Here is an 18,560-nt window from a genome sequence, read left to right as displayed (position 1 = left end):
CCCGCGTCGTATCGCGCCGCGCGTGGATCCGATTTTGCGTATACCGCAACTTTATACATCGGCTCCCAGTGTATCTGCTCCTTGTTTTATCCCCATCATTCAAAAGTTAAGGTACAGTTATTTTTCGGTAAATTTCGGAATGATAATTTTTTGTCTTTCTGCACAAAAAAACGAGACCGCAAATCTGCGATCCCGCCAATCGAAATGTATATCTTTTATAGATTGCGGCGCATCCTTTATCGGATCGCCTCGAACACCAGTGTCGCCTGGATTCGATCGCCGCCGAGCAAGCCGGTACTGCCGCCGTGGCTGGTGGTCATGGTATGCAGCCGGTAGCCTTTTGCCGCCTGTTCGTTGATGACCTCTTCCAATTCGACCAGATTGCCGGATCCGGTGCCGATAAACTTTTCTTTCAGCGTCACCTGTAAGACCACATACGGCAAGTCTTGGCCAGATGCGACCGAATAGCTGGATTCTCTTTTCATATCTTCCGTCATAAAGTACCTCCTTATAGAGCGCAGTATATCAAATCGAAACGCATAGCGAAACCGAGAGCATAGAAAAAGGCCGCGTGACAGTATATTGCCACACGGCCTTTTTGATTTGGTGGAGACGGCGGGGGTCGAACCCGCGTCCGAAAATCCTTCCACCGGAGTTTCTCCAAGCTCAGTTTTTCCTGAAATTTCCCCTATACACGAGGGAAAAACAAAACTCGTCTATAAGGTAGCTTCATAGATTCCGTTCTCGGGGCAAAGCTTGACCGAGCGCGTTTCTCCACTGAATTGACACTTCCCCGAGCCGTGGACCTCTCGGTTCCGTGGGTAGCGTGTTTACGCTGCCAGTGCTACGTTGTTGTCGTTAGCATTTAAAGTTTTGAGCCATTTTAACGTTGCCTGACTCATCAACGGCTTGCTACTCCGGCTTCCGAATCCCCGTCGAAGCCATTTCGTCCCCATGGGTATCTACTTATGATACCCGACGATTGTATATTTGTCAAATTTACCGATTTTCGAAACCTGCTTCCAAATCGCCGCCCTTGGTGTAGAGGTGATGATACAGGCCCTGCTTTGCCATCAGCTCTCGGTGGTTGCCCTGTTCTACGATGCCCGCGTCTTTTTGAAGCACGAGGATGGTGTCGGCGTTTTCGACGGTCGAGAGGCGGTGGGCGATGGTGATGGTGGTGCGCCCGGCAGTGAGTTCTTCGAGGGAGTTTTGAATGATCATCTCGCTCTCGTTATCCAGTGCGCTGGTCGCCTCGTCGAGGATCAAGATCGACGGGTTTTTCAAAAATACCCGCGCGATGGAAATGCGCTGTTTCTGCCCGCCGGACAGTTTGACGCCGCGCTCGCCCACAAAGGTCTCAAATCCCTCGGCGAGGTTCATAATAAAGTCGTAGGCGTTGGCGAGTTTGGCCGCCTCCCTTACCTCGGCGTCGGTGGCTTCGGGCCGGCCGTAGCGGATGTTTTCCATAATATTGGTATTAAAGAGGTACACATCCTGCTGCACCATGCCGATATTGCGCCGAAGGCTGTTGAGGGTAATCTCGCGCACGTCGATGCCGTCGACGGTGACGGCCCCCGCATCCACGTCGTAAAACCGCGGAATCAGATTGCAGATGGTGGTCTTGCCCGATCCGCTGGGGCCCACCAGTGCCACGTTTTCGCCGGGGCGGATGGAAAGCGAAAAGTCCTCCAATACGGGGAATTTCCCCTCGTAGGCGAAGTCGACATCCCGAAACTCGATGGCGCCTTCGGGGTCTTTGAGTACCACGCCGTCCGCCGGATCGACGACGTCGCTTTCGATGGACATAATCTCTTGAAAGCGCTCGATGCCGGTGAGTCCTTTTTGGAAGGTCTCGGTAAAGTCGATCAGCCGGCGCACGGTCTGTACCATGGTCGAAACATACATAATATAGGCGACCATATCGCCGGGTAGGATCTCGCCGGCCATCATAAAGAAGCCGCCGCCGATGATGACGATCAAATACATAATGCCGTCGAAGTTGCGGGTGACGGCATTAAAGCCCGCCATGGATTTGTAGAATTCCCGCTTGGTCTCTAAAAAGCGCATATTTTCGTTTTCGAAGCGCTCTTGTTCGATCCCTTCGTTGGCAAAGCTCTTGGTGACGCGAATCCCCGAAATGGAGTCTTCGATGGTGGCGTTCAAATTCCCCATCATCTGCCGCTGTTTTCTCTGTGCCGAAAGCATCTGCAACCGGAATTTGCGGGCGGCGATGAGCATGATCGGAATCATAAGGTATAAAAATACGGTAAGTGGCAAATGCACCGAGGCGAGGACTAGGAAGGTCGCGACGACTTTTAAGACGCCGATGGAATATTCCTCCGGCGCGTGGTGCGAAAATTCGGTGATGTCGAAGAGGTCGTTGGTGATGCGGCTCATAATCTGGCCCACCTTCATATCGTTGTAGAAGGAGGCACTCAGGGTCTGCAAATGGTTGTAGACGTCTCTGCGCATATCCTTTTCGATATTCGCCCCCATCATATGGCCGATATTGGTCATATAGTAGGCGGCGACGATCTCTATGATTTTGATGACCAGAAAGATTCCCGCGAGCCTCAGGATCAAATCCGGCGTAATGAGCCCAATGTCTTTGACGCCGAGATTGGTCAAGTGGCGGAGTATGATCGGAAGCGCAATCTCCGACACCGTGGTGAGCCCCGCGCAGAGCAGGTCGGTAAAGAGAATGCCCCGATAAGGCGTAAAGTACGGGCGAATGGCCCGCAAGCGATCGAGAAAAGTCATAGATCTCCTTTCTAGAAAATCAACGAAAGCAGGTATAAAAAGAGCAAGTGCAGGGGGTAAAAGGCATAAAATGCGTATTTATGCCCGCGCCCGCGCTTTCCGTTATAGAGCCAAAGAAAAGGCAGCGAAAGATATACCGTACCGAATAGGGGCGCCTCGAACCAAAAGCCGAAGAGCGTCGCCGAGAGGGTGCGGAATCGATCTTCACGCGCCAGGTAATACAGCAGTATGGCGCCGATGCCGAAGGCGCCGTAGTCGAAGCCGCAAACCGCGGAAAGAGCGGCGATGGCCAAAAAAACGGCCGTCGATGCGACGATCTTCGGCAGCCGTTTCCAATCCGTGTGCCGAATTCTTTCTAGGAGCACGACGAGCGCCGCCCCCGCCACCAGGGTAAAATACACATTCTGATGTCCCCATTCTAGGCCGCCGTTTGCAACCAAATCGAAGGGGATCTCGGAAAGAACGCCGAAGAGAAAGAGCCGAATCAGCTGTTTTTTATAGTCGCGGGTGAGAAAGAGACCCTGCACCAAAAAGAAGCAGAATATGGGAAAGGCGATGCGCCCGAAGAGCACCATAAGATTGCCCGCCAACAGGCCCGGGGAATCGTAATACTGAAAGGGCAAAAGGCCCCCCACCTCGATCCCCAGGGAATCGCGCAGCACGCCGCCCTGGGCCATATGGTCGAAGAACATAAAGAGGCAAGCAAAAAATTTCAGTGCGTTGCCGCTGAGGCCGCCCTCTTTCGACCAAATCGCCAAGAGCCGCTTTTTCTCGTCGGGATTGTAAAGCGCGTTCATTCCTGTGCCCCCAACAGATCCTGATAGTCGGGATCGTAGGTGGTGATCAGCGCGTATTCGGGGTGCTTTTCGGCGACCTTTTGACGCAGCCTTCTGTCGATCTCTTCTTCTTTTCCTTCCATCGCCATGGGAACGAGTACGTCAAATACGAGATTCAACCCGTCCTTTCGGTCGACGATGCGAAAATCGTGTAGGTCGAGTTTGGGGTGAATTTCTCGCAAGGTCCCCTTCAGATAGTCATAGAGCGCATTGCTGCGGGGGTCGTCGATGCGGATGGGGTCGATGTGTATGGTGGCATCCAGCTGAAATTCCTCCGCCAGTCGCCGCTCGATCTCGTCGATGTCCTCGTGGATCTTGAGCACGTCCCATTCGCTGTTGACCTCCACGTGGACGGTCAAAAAGCGCTTCTGTGCGCCGTAGTCGTGGTAGATCAAATCGTGTACGCCGATGGCGACGGGAAAGCTCTCGATAAAGGCGAGGAGCTCTTCGATGAGGGCGGGGTCGGTCTTTTCGCCCAAAAGAGAATCCACCGTATCGGTCAGGCTCTCCCAGCCGCTCTTTAGGATCACTCCTGCCACGAGCAGGCCCACAAAGCCGTCGATATTGAGGCCGAACAGCTTTTGTACGCCCACCGAAAGCACCACCGTCGAGGTGGCGAGCACATCACCCCGGGCGTCATAGGCGGTGGCGATCAAAAGATCGGAGCCCATGCGCTTTCCCAGGGCGAGATTGTAGGCGAAGAGGAGAAATTTTGCCCCGATCGAAAGCAACAGCACCACAAAGGCGACAGGCAGTACCTCCATCGCCTTGGGATGCAGTATGCTTTTTCCCGATTCCCAAAACAGGCTCGCCCCCGTCCAGAGGATGATCAGGCTCACCACAAAGGACGCCAAGTACTCCATGCGCGCATGGCCGTAGGGATGGCGGCGATCGGCGGGCATGGCGGCGAAATGAAAGCCCCCCAAAGAAATCAGGGAGCTCAACAGGTCCATGGAGTTGTTAAGCCCGTCGGCGACCATCGAAATGGCGCCGGAAAGCGTGCCTACCACAATCTTCGATGCCGCCAGGGCGAGATTGGTCCCGATCCCGATCAAAGACGCCTCTCGCCCCATGCGACTGCGCGCCGCCGCATCTCGCGCGTCGGGGAGCTTTCTCTGCATATATCGTTCAAACATCGCGCTCACGCTCCTTTCTTCGCTTACCTACAAGCGCTCTCGTAGGTCCATCTTCAGTTTGGTAAGCTTGAGACCCTGCATTTCGTTAACGGTAAAGACGATGTCCCCGTAGCGAATCACCTCGCCCACTTTGGGAATGCGGTCCAACTGCTCGATCACAAAGCCGCCGATGGAGTCGGATTTTTCGCTTTCCAAATCCAATCGGAAGTGGTCGTTCACTTCGTCGATCCGAAGCTCCGGATCGATCAAAAATACCCCCGCGTCCAAGAGAATCATGGCGCGGTTTTCGAGGTCATACTCGTCATCGATATTGCCGACCAGTTCCTCGAGGATGTCTTCCATGGTGATTATGCCGCTGGTGCCGGCGTATTCGTCCACCACCACGGCGATAGAAAGATTGCGCGCCTTCATTTCGCGAAAGATCCGATCCGCCACGGCGCTCTCTCCGATAAAATATGGATCCCGAAGCATTTCTTCGAGTTCGAGTTTCGAGCCGGTGGCGAGGGTGCGCACCACGTCTTTCATATAGAGGATGCCGATGATATTGTCGATGGAATCGCGGTAGACGGGCACGCGGCTATACCGGTTTTCGCGCAAAAGCGCGAGGATCTCGTCCTGCTCCGCCTCTACGTCGAGGGCGACCACCGAGGTGCGGGGCTTCATCATATCCGATGCGGTGGCGGAAGAAAAGTCGAGGACATTGTCGATATACGTGCGTTCGGCGCTCTCAAGCACCCCTTCTTCCTCTCCCACCTCGACCAGGGTCTTAAATTCTTCCTCGGTTATGGTCGGCTTATCGCCCACGTCGGGAAAGAGCAGGCGATTGACCCAAGTGGTGAAGGCGCCCAACAAGAACACCGCGGGTTTTAGAATGACCGAGATCACAGAGATCGGCTTGGCGATCTTTTTGCTGACCAGTTCCGGCTGTTCCTGCGCCACGGTCTTCGGCATCACCTCGCCGAAGACCAAGACGACCACCGTCATCACCGCCGTCGCCACCACGGGTCCGCTGGCACCGAGTAGGCGGGTAAAGAGCACCGTCGCCACGGCGGACGATGCGATATTTACGATATTGTTTCCGATCAAAATGCTCGAGATCATGTCCTGGGGTTTTTCCAGGAGCCGGAGCACCATCAGACTGCTCTTGTCGCCTTCGGTCGCCGCCTGGCGCAGGCGGATCTGATTTGCCGATAAGAGCGCCGTCTCGGACGAGGAAAAGAATGCCGAGGCGGCGGTTAAGAGTACGATAACTACGCCGTATATGCCGATTGAATCCATGCTTTATTCTCCCAATGTTCCCTCAAAAATATAGCGACCTTCTGCCGCATTCATCTCTATGGCCTTTAGATCTCGAATACCGCCGATCGCCCACATAGCGGGGTCGGTGACGATTGATCGGCGCGCGGAATCGAATGCTACGCCGTCTTTTTGAAACAGCCGGCTCGCCACCGCCACGGTCTCCGCCGGCGGCAGGGGAATTTGTCCCAGCTTCGCCTCTTTTACGGCGAGCTCGATGCGGCCGTCTTTTGTCGCGCGGGGTTCGGTGCGCACCGAAAGCGCGCTGGAGATGCCGTAGGCTTCCACCGGCATCGACAGGCGAATGCCATCGCCCGCCTCTACCGTTCCTTCGATTCCCGCCTCCGAAAGCCCTCGATCAATGACGCTTCGAAGTGCGTCCGCTTCCATCGCGATCTGAATATTTCCCTTTTTGGGTATGGTTTCTTCGGTCTTTACCTCGCCCGTAGGCCGCGCGAGGAACAGGACGGCGGCGAGTATCAGCAAATTCAATGCCGCCAGGATCCCAAATGCTTTTTTCCAATTGCGTTGTTTCATTCCCGTCTCCTATGTTATCATCAAGAAAGAGAGTTTTACTCCCGATAGATGTATCATACTATATCCCAAAAAACAATTGTACCGAACAGGAGGATTTATGCTCGAAAAAATGAATACGAAGCGGTGGATCGCCGTGGGCATCGCCGTTTTGATTCTCGGCCTTTCCGCGCTTTCCAGTGGTCTCAGTTCCCTGATCAACCGCGAGGAGCAAATGAAGAAAGTCGAAGAATCCATCCGCAATTCCATCGGCAGTTTCGACCGCACGGTCTTAGAAGGCGAAAATGCAGACGCAAAGATCGCAAAGATCGCCGTAGAAGGTCCCATTATGGATATTCCCTCTACGCCCTTTGCCGGCACCATGGCCTATGACCACCGGTTGACGCTCGCCGAATTGGATGACATCCTCGAAGACGATACGGTAAAAGGCGTACTCTTGGAGGTGAATTCCCCCGGCGGCGGCGTGTTCGAAAGCGCCGAGCTCCACAAAAAGCTCAAGGCAATCGCCGATGCCGACAAGACCATCTACGTCAGCATGGGCAATATGGCCGCAAGCGGCGGTTATTATATCTCCGCGCCCGCCAAAAAGATCTACGCCGCCCCCTCTACCATCACCGGTTCCATCGGCGTGATTATGGGCGGGCAAAATATCTCGGGCCTGTTGGAAAAACTAGGCATCGCCGATCAGGCGATTAAGAGCGCCGCACACAAGGACATCGGCAGCACCACCCGCCCCATGACCGAAGACGAACGGGCCATCCTGCAGGGCGTAATCGACGATATGTACGGCGAGTTTTTGAAGGTCGTCTCCGAAGGCAGACAGATGGACATCGAACAAGTGCGTACCCTCGCCGACGGCTCGATCTACACGGGCAATCAGGCGAAAGCAAACGGCTTGATCGACGAAATCGGCTATCCCGAAGACGTGCTCGCCGCCTTAAAGACCGCCATCGGTGCCGAAGATGCACAGGTCTACGAATACACGCCGGGCCTTTCGGGCAGTATCTTCGGCAACTTCTTCTCCAAGACATCGATCGAAAACGAAGTGATCGAGAAGCTGCTGTTTGAATCGTTGAATGCAGGCGCTAGACCCATGTATCTCTACGGAGGTGCATAGATGAAAAACCAACACTACGACCCCTTTAAGAAAGACGGCGACAAAAAGGCACCGGCAAAGCGACCGGCGAAAGAAGAAGCGACGACGGAACGCTATCGCGAGCCCTTCGACCGGAACAACCCGCCCCTGGATGCGGCGATCTTGCGCGAACATCGAGAGGGTGCACAGCAAGCGACGGTGCCCGAATCTCCCCTCCCCAAAGCGCGGAGGACCTTCCGAAGAAAATACCCCGTCTCTTCCTTTGTGACGGCGGGATTTTGGATTCGCTTCGTCGCCTTTTGTATCGACGCCACCGTGGCATCCGCCTTTTCGGCGATTTTCGCCTCGCCCATCGTGGCACTGGCGGGCCGCCCCGAGGGCATCTTTCCCGCCGCGGTCTCCGGCTTTTTCTTCTACCTGTATTTCGTGCTGTTCACCTACTTTACCGACGGCCAAACCCTCGGCAAGATGATCACCGGCATCCGCGTCATCCACAAGGAGGAAAGCCGCCTGTCGCCGGTTACCGTCATCGTGCGGGAGTTCTTCTGCCGGTTGATTCAGACGACCTTTCCCATTTTGTATGTGATTACGGCATTTACCGAACGCAAACAAAACATCGGCGACCTGCTCTCCGACACCTATGTGGTAAAAGACGATCTATACGCCGTGGAACGCGATCACGAAGAACTGTTTTACGCCTACAGCGCATAAAAATTACGGCTGCCCGATGGCAGCCGTTTTTGTATGTTCAAACTCTTTATTCGTAGAGATCGCGCGGGCCGAAGGGAATCTTGGAATCCAAAATCGTCCGCGCCGGGGGCTTATTGTAGTTCGCGATCAGCACCTGAAATACCTTTGCAACCTCGCCCCGAGTGATGGAGCCGCCGGGCACAAAGCGACCGTCGCCGTAGCCCGATACGACGCCCGCATCGACCAGTGCCGCCACGCCGGGACGGGCGGCGGGGGCGATAAAATTCGCATCCGAAAAACGAGACAGGCTGCCGGGACTCGCCGTCATATTATACATATAGGCGAGGATCCGCATCGCCTCCTGGCGGGAAATGGGCTGATTGGGGTGAAGCCGCCCCGTGGTGGGGGTGAGATAGCCCGCCTTTACGCCCTTTGCCACCTCGCGGTAGTACCAACTGCCCGGCGCGACGTCCGAAAATGTCACCGTATAGGTGCGTCGAAGCCCCGCCGCGCGGTTGACCATGGCAAAAAACTCCGCCTTGGAAACTGTCCCGTTCGGCCGGAAACTGCCGTCGCCGTAACCCGATACGATGCCCATATCACTGAGGGTGCGCACATAAGGCGCGGACCAGTGGCCGCCGATGTCGGAAAAATTCTTCGCGTAGACCGCCGAAGGCAAGAGCATCAGCACTGCCAATGCCGCGGCGATTTTTCGCCTGATTTGTTTCATATATACACCGCCTTTTGCGTGTTTGCTCTCTTACGCTTTAAGTATACCACGGGAGGCGGCTTTTAATTTTTCATTCCTGTGACAATCTGCGCGCACGAAAAAAGGCAAGGTATATACCTTGCCTTTTTTGGAGCTATCGACGGGATTTGAACCTGCGACCTCTACATTACCAATGTAGTGCTCTACCGACTGAGCTACGATAGCATCTCCAATACTCATACTATTATAGAGACAGATGGAGAAACTGTCAAGGCCGATTTTACATTTTCTTCGAAATCGATGATTCTTTTTTTACACGCCGGTGACTCTATTTACAATTCGGCGTCTTTCTCCGCAAATAGCGGCTCTTCGCTGTCGGTAAACAGCACCTTGTCCCCCGGGCATACAATGGTATCCCCCGACGGCACGAGGATATTGTGATTGCGCTGTACGATTAGGATGAGTTCGTTGGGCGAAAGGTGCAAATCCCGAATCCGCCGATTGGCCCAGGGGTGCTCGCTTCGAATCGTAAATTCTTCCAGCGAGCCGCCGACGGTGTCGAAATGGCTTTTTCCGCCCACCACGACCAGATCCCCCGCCTGAAGCACGGTGTCGCCGTGGGGCACGATGGTCTTTCCGCCGCGCTCGATTTTGGCGACGATAAAGTCGAAGGCGAGGTTCAAATCTTTCACCTTCATGCCAATGATCTCATCGTCCCTGACGCGAGTCTCCAAAAAGCCCACATCGCTGCGGTCCTGATAGTAGTTAAATGTCTTTAAGACCGTATCGTCGGGGTCGATCATATCGAGTTTGATGGCGATTTTGGCGAGAAGAGACCCCTGCAATAGGCTGCTTAACAGGCAGACGCCGAAGGCCGCATGAAAGATGTCCGATTCCAATCGGGCGCCGCTGTTTACGACCATAATGGCGAATACGATCGCCGCCGCCCCGCGAAGGCCCGCCCACGAGAGTAGGAGATTTTGGCGAAAGGTGCCGCCGAAAAATCGCATCAACAAAAAGACAGCCACGGGACGCGCCACAAGGAGCAAAAACAGCATTACCGCAAGCGCCGTGGGAAACCACGTCCACAGGGCGTGCGGATCGGAAAGAAATCCCAGTAGAAAGAACAGGCTGATCTGCATGATCTCCGTCAGGCCGTCGAAGAAAAAGACCATCTCGCGCTTGCTGGAATAATCCCGATTGCCGATCAGTACCCCGAAGAGGTAGGCGGCGAGATAGCCGTTTCCGTCCGCCAGTCCGCAGAGGGAAAAGGCGGCGAGGGCCATGGCAAAGACGAAGACGGTAAAGAGACCTTCTTTGGTAAAATTGACGCGGTCGTGAATGAGAAAAAAGAGCTTCGCCATACCGTAGCCCACAAGGAGCGCAAAGGCGAGCTGCTTCAACAACAATAGCGGCACCGAGACGGCACTGCCCGTCAACAACCCCAAAAAGATCAGCGTCATGGTATACGCGGTGGGGTCATTGGAGCCGCTCTCCAATTCCAAAAGCGGCGCCGAGCGGTACTTCAGGTTCAAATTATTGCTCTGGAGCACCGAGGAAACCGAGGCGTAGTCGGTGGAGCCGATAACCGATCCGAAGAGCATACCCTCTACGAGGGAAAAGTCCAGCACATAGTGCGCGAACAACCCCGTCAATAAGGCGGTAATCACCACGCCCAGGGAACTGAGCGCCACGGCGGGCCGAAGGACCGGAAGCCCCATCTCGAGATTGGTGCCGTAGCCCCCGTAGAACATGATTACAAAGAGCGCAAAGCCGGCGTAGTGCTCCATAAATCCGAATTTTTCGAAGTCGACGCCCAGGGCATTGGCACCGATCCCCAATAGAAAGAACAAAAAGAGCGAGGGGATGCCGTAGCGATGGGAAAACTTGATCGCAAAGAGCGCCGCGATAAAGATCGTCGAGACGAATAGTAGAATCGCATTCACGCTTTTTAGCGGCCTTCCAGGCGCAAGAGCGCCTCTTTTCTATGCGCACCGCCGCTGTAGCCGCCGGCGGATCCGTCTTTGCGGACCACGCGGTGGCAAGGCACCACCACCGTAAGCGGGTTTTTCCCCACGGCGCCGCCCACGGCGCGGTAGGCGCGGTCTCTGCCGATGGTGACGGCCACTTCCTGGTAGCTCTTCACTTCGCCGTAGGGAATCGCGAGGAGCGCATCGTAGACCGCCCGCTGAAATTCCGTGCCCCGCAGGGCGAGGGGCAGCTCGAAGGACTTGCGCTCGCCGACAAAGTACTCGGCGAGTTGGCGCTCCGCCTCTTGCAAGAGGGGGGCATCGTCGCCGCCGAGGTCCTCTTCGGTAAATAGGATCTCCGTAAGCGCCTCCCCTTCCGCCTTTAGGGAGAGGCGGCCCAGGGGCGTTTCGATCACCCGCCGCAGCACCGCCGATACGCCGGCGGGCGCTTGTAGGGGCTTTGCCGCACTCGTCGCCGCTTGTACGCGCGGCACCACTTTTGTGGGGCTGTCTTCGACCGCCGGGGCGGCCGCATGCGCCGCGTCGTTTTCCGCCCCTTCGTCCGCCTTATGCGCCGGCGTTTTCTCTTCTTCTTTTACGGGTGCGGATTGTGCTTTCTCCTTCTTTTCCTTCGACGGCTTCTTTTTCGCTTTTACCATTGCAGACTTGGCTTTTTTCGATTTCGACTTCGTCTTTGTCTTCTTCGCTTTTGCCTTCGACGGCTTCTTCTTGTTTTCAGGCGCGGTCTTCGCTTTTTTCGCCTTTGAAGACAGCTTCACTTTCTTTGCCTTCGCCTCTTCCTTCGATCGCTTCTTTTTGGCGCTCTTCTTTTTGGCAGCTTTGTCCGCCGCTTTTTGTCGCTCGACTTTGGCCTTATTTTTCTTTTTTGTTTTTGTCTTTTTCTCCGCCGCCTTACTCTCCTCCTTCTTTTTCTTCTCGTTCTGCGCTTTTTGTGCGCGCTTGTCGTCTTTCGCTTTTAATTTTTTCTTTTTATCTTTCGGCATATTGCATCTTCTCCTTATTTATTTTTTCATTATATCAAAGTTTCCGAATAAAAAAAGAAGACCCGCAGGTCTTCTCCTCGTTTACCGGGATCGCCCGAACAATTTGCGAATCAGACGGGCGAAGAAGCCTTCTTTTTCTTCTTTCTGTGCACCGGGTTCTTCTCTGCCCTGAGAAGGCAGGGGTTCGGCAAATCGCCGGGGCGCGGTCTTCACGGGCGTATCCTCGGGGGCGTGTTCCAACGCCTCTTTCATAAGTGCCTCTTGCGCCACGATATTGTCGCGATTCACCACATGCGCATAGCGGCGGGTGGGCAGGAGCTCGCGGATCTTTACGTCGTCGGCAAACATCGTGTCCATAAAGTCGAGTACCCGCGTTTTGATCTCGGGATCCAAGATGGGGCAGGCGACTTCCACGCGTTTTCGAATGTTTCTCGTCATAAAGTCGGCGGAGGAGATGTAGACCTTGGCGTCCTCGCCCTTTCCGAACTGGTAGACGCGGTGGTGCTCCAAAAAGCGTCCCACTACCGAGTAGACCGACAGATTTTCCGTGCGGCCGGGCACGCCGGGCACGATACAGGTAATGCCGCGCACCATCATATCGATCTTGACGCCGGCATTGGACGCCTCGGAGATCTTGTCGATCAGAATGCGGTCGGAGATCGAGTTCATTTTAAGGCGAATATAGCCCTCGCCGCCGGATTTTGCCAAGGCGATCTGCTCGTCGAAGAGCCGCTCGAGCCCTTCGGACATGGATTTGGGGCTGACCATGAGTTCGTCGTATTCGCCTTCTATATCGCCGATCAGGAAATTGTCGAAGAGGCGATTGGCGTCGCGGCCGATCTTTTGATCGGCGGTCAGGAGCGAAAAGTCCGTATAGAGCTTGGCGGTCTTTTCGTTGTAGTTTCCGGTGGCGACTTGCGTGATGTATTGTGCCTTGTCGTCGACCATGCGCGTAATCAAGAGGACCTTGGAGTGGCATTTGAAGTGGTTAAAGCCGTAGATCACCCGGCAACCCGCCTTTTCCAGATTCGACGACCACAAGATATTGTTCTCCTCGTCAAAGCGGGCGCGGAGCTCCATCAAGACCAACACGTCCTTGCCGTTTTCCGCCGCGGCGATCAACTGCTCGGCGATCTTGGAGTCCTTGGCGATGCGGTATAGGGTGATCTTGATCGACATCACCGTGGGGTCTTCCGCCGCCTCTTTTAAGAGACGGATGATGGGGTCCATGCTCTCGTAGGGGTAGGACAATAGAATATCGCGCGCCTCCACCTGTTCGATCATGGGCATGTCATCCCGCACATAGCGGCTGCGTTGGGGGGTGAAGGGCGGTTCCACATATTCCGGGCCCATGGCTTCTTCCAGCTCGCCGGAAAGGGCGAAAAGATAGTCCAACCGCATGGGGCTCTTGGTGACAAAGAGGCGGTTGCGAGAAAGCGAGAGGTTTTTCAAGAGCAGCTTCACGACCGCCTCGTCGGGGAGTCGGTCGACTTCCAGGCGCACCGGCACCAGACGCTTGCGCTTTTTGAGCATCTTCTTCATATGCGAGCGGTAGTCTTCTTCCAGCTCGTAGTCCTCGTCGTCCCACTCGATATCGGCATTTCGGGTCACACTCATTATGTATGAGTCTTCCACATCGTAGTTTTCGAAGAGCGCCTTTCCGTATTCCCGGATAATCTCTTCTAGCATAATATACTTATTGCTGTCTACGCGCATATATCGGGAGACCTTGTCGGGCACCTGAATAATGCCGATCTTTCGATCCCCGTCCACCCCCTTGGCGTGCAGGGTGTAGAGGATGACGATGGCGAGATTGGGAATATGGGGGAAGGGGTGGGTCATATCCACGATCTGATAGTTTAAGAAGGGGCTGACCGAGTTGTCGAAATACGCCTGGAGCACCGTGTCTTCGTGTTCCGACAGTTCTTCCTTCTCTACAAAATAATAGCCCTCGGAGCGGAAGCGATCCATCAGTTCCTGATAGACGTGGTCCTTCTTTTGGTAGAGCGAACTCGTCGCCTCCATCACCGCGTCGAGCTGCTCGTCCTGGTCCATTAAAGACTTTTTGTCGACGACCTTTTTTTGCAGCATAGAAAGGTCGGTCAAAGACCCCACCCGCACCATAAAGAATTCGTCGAGATTGGAATCGAAGATGGACAAAAACTTGATCCGCTCCAAAAGCGGCACCTTGACGTCTTGGGCTTCGTCGAGAACCCGTTCGTTAAAACGGAGCCATGACAACTCTCTGTTTTGTGTAAAGGAAATATCGGTCATGATTCGCCTCCTACAATGCGACTGAGTACATAGCCCTCTCTGATCCCCGTCTGCGAAACCGCGATGCGGTCCACGTGGAAGTATTTCGCGATTCGGTACAGAATACAGAGGCCGGGCAAGAATGTGTGTATGCGATCCGCCTTTGTCTTGAGGATGATATCCATCTTGTCCTTATCGTCCATTTCCAACAAATGTTTCATCAACGTCCTCAGGTCGTCGACGTCCATCTCGTCATTATCGGGATGTTCGTCGTAGAACTCGTTATACATCAAAAGCGTCGCCCGAGCGCTGCCGCCGACGGCACAGAGGACGGGGAAGTCTTCGCGATCGACGCCCTGGGCGTGGAGCAAAAACTTCAGGCGCCGATCCAGCGCCTTGCGCTCGCAGGGCTGCATGAAGAGCCCCGCCACGTATTCCTTAAAGGCGGATAAGGAACCGATGTCCAAAGACGCCGAGTCCACGATCTCTCGATCGCGAAACAGGACGATCTCCGAAGATCCGCCGCCGATGTCTGTGAGCACGCCGTCGTCGACCGCATCCAAAGACGATCCCGCCCCGACAAAGGCGAGATACGCCTCCTCTTCCCCGCTCAGCACTTCGATGTCCATCCCCACCTTCTTTTTCACGGCGTGAATCACTTCGTCGGAATTGGAGATGTTTCGGATGGAAGCCGTCGCAATGGCGTGGGCGTAGTGGATATCCCCGAAGATGTCGATGATATAGGCAAAAGAGGACAGCGTCTGGATCAAGACGTCGATGCCCTCTTGGGTCAACTTCCCGTCTTTTCGATAGCCGGCGAGCCCGACCGTCCGCTTCTCGTTGAACAAATTGATTACTTTTTTTCCCTCGATGCGGAACACCGAAAGACGAATGGTGTTAGAACCGATGTCTATAATCCCATGCATTTAAAGCACCTCGTCTACACCATAACAAATTAATGTTTTGGAATTGTAAAATCTCTGTAAATTAGCGATCGTCGTCGGCGATAAATTCGCGAATATATTCTTCATAACCCATCTTTCTGTCTCGAATGCTGCCGTCTTCTTTGATTTCGATAATGCGATTGGCGACGGAACTGACGAACTGGTGGTCGTGCGAGGAAAAGAGCACATTCCCCTTAAAGGCGATCAGCCCGTTGTTGACCGCCTCGATGCTCTCCAGGTCCAAGTGGTTGGTCGGCTGATCGAACAGGAGCACATTGGCGGGATCGATCATCATCTTGGAAAACATCATCCGCACCCGCTCCCCACCCGAAAGGACCTTCGCCTTTTTCAGCGCCTCGTCGCCGGAGAAGAGCATCTTGCCCAAAAGGCCCCGCATGACGATTTCGGATTGGTCTTCGGAGTAGCGGCGCAGCCAATCGATGAGATTGTCCTCCACGTCGTCGAAATAGCGGGAATTGTCCCGGGGAAAGTACCGCGCGGTAATGGTCTGGCCCCACTTCACCGTACCGGTATAGTCGGCATCTTCTCCTGCGAGAATCGAAAACAGCTTCGTCACGGCGATCTCGTTTCCGATAAAAGCGATCTTGTCGCCCTTGTCGACGCGGAAGGAGATGTCGTCGAGCAGCGTCTGTTTTTCGTTCTTGGCGGATAGTCCCTCCACAGTGAGGATCTCGTTTCCGGGCTCTCGCGAAAGGGAAAAGCCCACAAAGGGATAGCGCCGCAAGGAAGGGCGAATCTCTTCCACGTCGATCTTCTCGAGCAACTTTTTGCGGCTCGTCGCCTGGCGCGATTTGGATTTGTTGGCGCTGAAGCGGGCGATAAACTCCTTCAGCTCCTTGACCTTCTCCTCTTTCTTTTTGTTCTGTTCCTTGAGGAGCTTGGCGGCGAGCTGCCCCGATTCGTACCAGAAGTCGTAGTTTCCGGTAACCATATTGATCTTGCCGTAGTCGATGTCTACCATATGGGTGCAGACTTCGTTTAAGAAATGGCGGTCGTGGCTTACGATGATTACAATGCCCGGAAACTCCGCCAAAAAGGCCTCGAGCCATAACACCGCCTTTACGTCGAGACCGTTGGTCGGCTCGTCGAGCAACAGGATCTCGGGTTCGCCGAAAAGCGCCTGGGCGAGGAGCACCTTGACTTTTTCGCTCTCGATCAAGTCCCGCATCAAGAGATCGTGCTTTTCGGTGCCGATCCCCAACCCCTGCAAGAGGCGGGCGGCTTCGCTTTCCGCCTCGTAGCCGTTCAGCTCGGCAAATCGGGCCTCGAGTTCGCCGGCGCGAATGCCGTCTTCGTCGGAAAAGTCGGGTTTCATATAGATCGCGTCTTTTTCCTTGCCGATGCGGTACAATTCCTCGTTGCCCCGGATCACCACATCCGATACCACCTCGTCTTCGTAGGCGAAGTGATCTTGCTTGAGTTTGGAGAGCCGCTCGTCTTTTCCCTTGGAGACATGGCCCGTGGTGGGCTCTTTCTCGCCGGAGAGGATTTTCAAAAATGTAGATTTTCCCGCGCCGTTGGCGCCGATGATTCCGTAGCAATTCCCCTTTTGGAATAGCAGATTCACTTCGTCGAAGAGTTTTTTGTCCGGAAACAATACGCTTACATCGGTTACTTGTAACATAGTTCACCTTCCTGGTAGTATTCTCCCCTATTGTATCACCCGCGCGACGGTAATTCACCATTGTTTAGGCGTCGCGTGGGCGCCGCTTCGCTCGAAATGAAATCGTTTCTTCCGACCGCATTTGCCCTCCGCTGTGCTATAATGTTAAGCAGTAAAGCGTTTATACGTTAATTTTCGGAAAGTGAGTGTCATGAATTTTACAGAAAAAAACAATTACACACTCTTGGCGGACTTTTACGAGTTCACCATGGGCAACGGATATTTGGAAAACGGAATGGGCGATCAGATCGTCCACTTCGATATGTTTTTCCGTTCCGCCCCGGACGAAGCGAGCTATGCCATTGTAAGCGGCCTGGAACCCATGATCGAATACATCGAAGCGCTGAAATTCAACGACGAAGACATCGCATTTTTGCGCTCCAAGGGCATCTTCAGCGAGGACTTTCTCGAGTACCTGTCGAATTTCGAGTTCAGCTGTGACGTGCGCGCGGTGCCAGAGGGAACCGTGGTCTTTCCGCAGGAACCCTTGGTCACCGTGCGCGGCCCGGTGATCCAGGCGCAGCTGATCGAGACCATGGTGCTTCTGACCATCAACCACCAGACCATGATCGCCACCAAGGCGAACCGGATCTGTACCGCCGCCGACGGGCGCCCCGTGACCGAATTCGGCTCCCGCCGCGCCCAAGGTTACAGCGGCGCCAATCTCGGCGCCCGCGCCGCCTATATCGGGGGCTGTAACGGCACCGCCAATACCCTCGCCGACATCCAATACGGCGTACCCGCCCTGGGCACCATGGCCCACAGCTGGGTGCAGATGTTCGATGAAGAGATCGACGCCTTCCGCGCCTATGCCAAGGTCTACCCCGACAACTGCTTTTTGTTGATCGACACCTACGACGTCTTAAAGCAGGGGCTGCCCAATGCGATTCAGGTCTTTCGAGAGCTCCGCGAAGCGGGCCACGAAGGCAAGGGCGTGCGCATCGACTCGGGCGATATCGCTTATCTGAGCAAAAAGATCCGCAAGATCTTAGACGCGTCGGGCTTCGAGGACGTAAAGATTATGGCCTCCAGCTCCCTCGACGAATACGTCATCGAGGATCTGTTAAAGCAAGACGCCTGCATCGATTCCTTCGGCGTCGGCGAGCGGCTGATCACCTCCAAGAGCCATCCGGTCTTCGGCGGGGTGTATAAGCTGGTGGCCTTAGAAGACGGCGATACCATCATTCCCACCATCAAGATCTCCGAGAACGTCACCAAGATCACCACCCCCGGGGTCAAAGAAATCTGGCGATTCTACGACCGCGATCACGGCAAGGCCTTGGCCGATGTCATCACCCAAAAGGGCGAGACCATTCCCGAGGACGAATACGAGATCTTCCACCCCCTCTTTACCTGGAAGCGCAAAACCCTCAAAAACTACGAGGTGCGTCCGCTTCTCGAGGACATCTATGTGGGCGGAAAGCTCGTCTACGAATCCCCCGACCTCGACGCCATTCGCGACAAGGTACAAAAGGAACTGGGCACGCTCTGGGACGAGATCAAGCGGCTCAACAATCCTCACGAATACATCGTCGATTTGAGTCCCGCCCTGTGGAAGGTCAAAGACGATCTATTGGAAAAACACGGCGCCAACAAATAGGCACACAAAAAGCCGAAAACGCAAACCATCGCGTTTTCGGCCTTT

The 18,560-nt window shown here is 54.7% G+C and carries 15 protein-coding genes, 1 tRNA gene and 1 other RNA gene; 3 read left to right on the top strand and 14 right to left on the bottom strand.

The annotated features are described in order from the left end of the window. Nucleotides 1–236: 236 nt before the first annotated feature. From QO008_RS02355 to QO008_RS02325, 7 genes are all read right to left on the bottom strand, one after another. Nucleotides 237–497 carry a DUF4177 domain-containing protein gene (locus tag QO008_RS02355; protein ID WP_307384005.1) on the bottom strand — a complete coding sequence of 87 codons (261 nt, stop codon included), beginning with the start codon at nucleotides 495–497 and terminating at the stop codon, nucleotides 237–239. A 107-nt stretch (nucleotides 498–604) separates the two neighbouring features. Beyond that, nucleotides 605–954: a transfer-messenger RNA gene (gene ssrA / locus QO008_RS02350) on the bottom strand. A 45-nt stretch (nucleotides 955–999) separates the two neighbouring features. After that, nucleotides 1,000–2,763 carry an ABC transporter ATP-binding protein gene (locus QO008_RS02345; protein WP_307384002.1) on the bottom strand — a complete coding sequence of 588 codons (1,764 nt, stop codon included), beginning with the start codon at nucleotides 2,761–2,763 and terminating at the stop codon, nucleotides 1,000–1,002. Nucleotides 2,764–2,774: 11 nt separating this feature from the next. Then, on the bottom strand, nucleotides 2,775–3,560 hold the full coding sequence (locus QO008_RS02340; protein WP_126464834.1) for a TraX family protein: 786 nt from the start codon (nucleotides 3,558–3,560) through the stop codon (nucleotides 2,775–2,777). Beyond that, nucleotides 3,557–4,735, bottom strand: coding sequence for a cation diffusion facilitator family transporter (locus tag QO008_RS02335; protein ID WP_126464833.1), 1,179 nt, complete (start codon nucleotides 4,733–4,735; stop codon nucleotides 3,557–3,559). The genes QO008_RS02340 and QO008_RS02335 overlap by 4 nt, the downstream gene beginning before the upstream one ends. A 27-nt stretch (nucleotides 4,736–4,762) precedes the next feature. Next, nucleotides 4,763–6,013 (bottom strand): hemolysin family protein, encoded by a 1,251-nt coding sequence (locus tag QO008_RS02330; protein ID WP_126464832.1) that lies wholly within the window; start codon nucleotides 6,011–6,013, stop codon nucleotides 4,763–4,765. A 3-nt stretch (nucleotides 6,014–6,016) separates the two neighbouring features. Next, a complete protein-coding gene (locus QO008_RS02325; protein WP_307383994.1) occupies nucleotides 6,017–6,568 on the bottom strand; it encodes a DUF2140 family protein in 552 nt (183 codons plus the stop codon). Nucleotides 6,569–6,665: 97 nt separating this feature from the next. Between QO008_RS02325 and sppA the strand changes: the two genes are divergently transcribed. Together sppA and QO008_RS02315 are read left to right on the top strand one after the other, a co-directional pair. Further along, on the top strand, nucleotides 6,666–7,682 hold the full coding sequence (gene sppA / locus QO008_RS02320; protein WP_307383991.1) for a signal peptide peptidase SppA: 1,017 nt from the start codon (nucleotides 6,666–6,668) through the stop codon (nucleotides 7,680–7,682). Further along, nucleotides 7,683–8,372 carry an RDD family protein gene (locus QO008_RS02315; protein ID WP_307383989.1) on the top strand — a complete coding sequence of 230 codons (690 nt, stop codon included), beginning with the start codon at nucleotides 7,683–7,685 and terminating at the stop codon, nucleotides 8,370–8,372. Nucleotides 8,373–8,418: 46 nt separating this feature from the next. Here QO008_RS02315 and QO008_RS02310 read toward each other — a convergent pair whose 3' ends face one another. The 7 genes from QO008_RS02310 to QO008_RS02280 form a co-directional block, all read right to left on the bottom strand. Beyond that, nucleotides 8,419–9,081, bottom strand: a complete 663-nt coding sequence (locus QO008_RS02310; protein ID WP_307383988.1) for an S-layer homology domain-containing protein — start codon at nucleotides 9,079–9,081, stop codon at nucleotides 8,419–8,421. A gap of 128 nt (nucleotides 9,082–9,209) precedes the next feature. Further along, nucleotides 9,210–9,285 (bottom strand) — tRNA-Thr (locus QO008_RS02305). A 107-nt stretch (nucleotides 9,286–9,392) separates the two neighbouring features. After that, a complete protein-coding gene (locus QO008_RS02300) occupies nucleotides 9,393–11,006 on the bottom strand; it encodes a potassium/proton antiporter (protein WP_307383985.1) in 1,614 nt (537 codons plus the stop codon). A 5-nt stretch (nucleotides 11,007–11,011) separates the two neighbouring features. After that, entirely contained in the window at nucleotides 11,012–12,034 is a 1,023-nt protein-coding gene (locus QO008_RS02295) for a methylated-DNA--[protein]-cysteine S-methyltransferase (protein WP_307383982.1), read from the bottom strand. Between the two features lie 81 nt (nucleotides 12,035–12,115). Continuing rightward, the gene (gene ppk1, locus QO008_RS02290) at nucleotides 12,116–14,308 is read right to left on the bottom strand and encodes a polyphosphate kinase 1 (RefSeq protein ID WP_307383979.1); all 2,193 of its coding nucleotides are present in this window, start codon (nucleotides 14,306–14,308) and stop codon (nucleotides 12,116–12,118) included. Further along, nucleotides 14,305–15,213 carry a Ppx/GppA phosphatase family protein gene (locus QO008_RS02285; protein WP_307383976.1) on the bottom strand — a complete coding sequence of 303 codons (909 nt, stop codon included), beginning with the start codon at nucleotides 15,211–15,213 and terminating at the stop codon, nucleotides 14,305–14,307. The genes ppk1 and QO008_RS02285 overlap by 4 nt, the downstream gene beginning before the upstream one ends. Before the next feature lie 61 nt (nucleotides 15,214–15,274). Continuing rightward, the gene (locus QO008_RS02280) at nucleotides 15,275–16,876 is read right to left on the bottom strand and encodes an ABC-F family ATP-binding cassette domain-containing protein (protein WP_307383973.1); all 1,602 of its coding nucleotides are present in this window, start codon (nucleotides 16,874–16,876) and stop codon (nucleotides 15,275–15,277) included. Between the two features lie 190 nt (nucleotides 16,877–17,066). Between QO008_RS02280 and QO008_RS02275 the strand changes: the two genes are divergently transcribed. Next, nucleotides 17,067–18,515 (top strand): nicotinate phosphoribosyltransferase, encoded by a 1,449-nt coding sequence (locus tag QO008_RS02275; RefSeq protein WP_307383970.1) that lies wholly within the window; start codon nucleotides 17,067–17,069, stop codon nucleotides 18,513–18,515. The last annotated feature ends 45 nt before the right edge of the window (nucleotides 18,516–18,560 follow it).

The organism is Aedoeadaptatus ivorii, assembly GCF_030815095.1.
GTDB lineage: Bacteria > Bacillota > Clostridia > Tissierellales > Peptoniphilaceae > Aedoeadaptatus > Aedoeadaptatus ivorii.
The sequence above is the reverse complement of the archived record's forward strand: the minus strand, read 5'-3'. Positions and strand labels throughout refer to the sequence as shown.

Coding starts and splice junctions, on each gene's coding strand:
- QO008_RS02355 (WP_307384005.1), bottom strand. CDS start 497: ATGACGGAAGATATGAAAAGAGAATCCAGCTATTCGGTCGCATCTGGC.
- QO008_RS02345 (WP_307384002.1), bottom strand. CDS start 2,763: ATGACTTTTCTCGATCGCTTGCGGGCCATTCGCCCGTACTTTACGCCT.
- QO008_RS02340 (WP_126464834.1), bottom strand. CDS start 3,560: ATGAACGCGCTTTACAATCCCGACGAGAAAAAGCGGCTCTTGGCGATT.
- QO008_RS02335 (WP_126464833.1), bottom strand. CDS start 4,735: ATGTTTGAACGATATATGCAGAGAAAGCTCCCCGACGCGCGAGATGCG.
- QO008_RS02330 (WP_126464832.1), bottom strand. CDS start 6,013: ATGGATTCAATCGGCATATACGGCGTAGTTATCGTACTCTTAACCGCC.
- QO008_RS02325 (WP_307383994.1), bottom strand. CDS start 6,568: ATGAAACAACGCAATTGGAAAAAAGCATTTGGGATCCTGGCGGCATTG.
- sppA (WP_307383991.1), top strand. CDS start 6,666: ATGCTCGAAAAAATGAATACGAAGCGGTGGATCGCCGTGGGCATCGCC.
- QO008_RS02315 (WP_307383989.1), top strand. CDS start 7,683: ATGAAAAACCAACACTACGACCCCTTTAAGAAAGACGGCGACAAAAAG.
- QO008_RS02310 (WP_307383988.1), bottom strand. CDS start 9,081: ATGAAACAAATCAGGCGAAAAATCGCCGCGGCATTGGCAGTGCTGATG.
- QO008_RS02295 (WP_307383982.1), bottom strand. CDS start 12,034: ATGCCGAAAGATAAAAAGAAAAAATTAAAAGCGAAAGACGACAAGCGC.
- ppk1 (WP_307383979.1), bottom strand. CDS start 14,308: ATGACCGATATTTCCTTTACACAAAACAGAGAGTTGTCATGGCTCCGT.
- QO008_RS02285 (WP_307383976.1), bottom strand. CDS start 15,213: ATGCATGGGATTATAGACATCGGTTCTAACACCATTCGTCTTTCGGTG.
- QO008_RS02280 (WP_307383973.1), bottom strand. CDS start 16,876: ATGTTACAAGTAACCGATGTAAGCGTATTGTTTCCGGACAAAAAACTC.
- QO008_RS02275 (WP_307383970.1), top strand. CDS start 17,067: ATGAATTTTACAGAAAAAAACAATTACACACTCTTGGCGGACTTTTAC.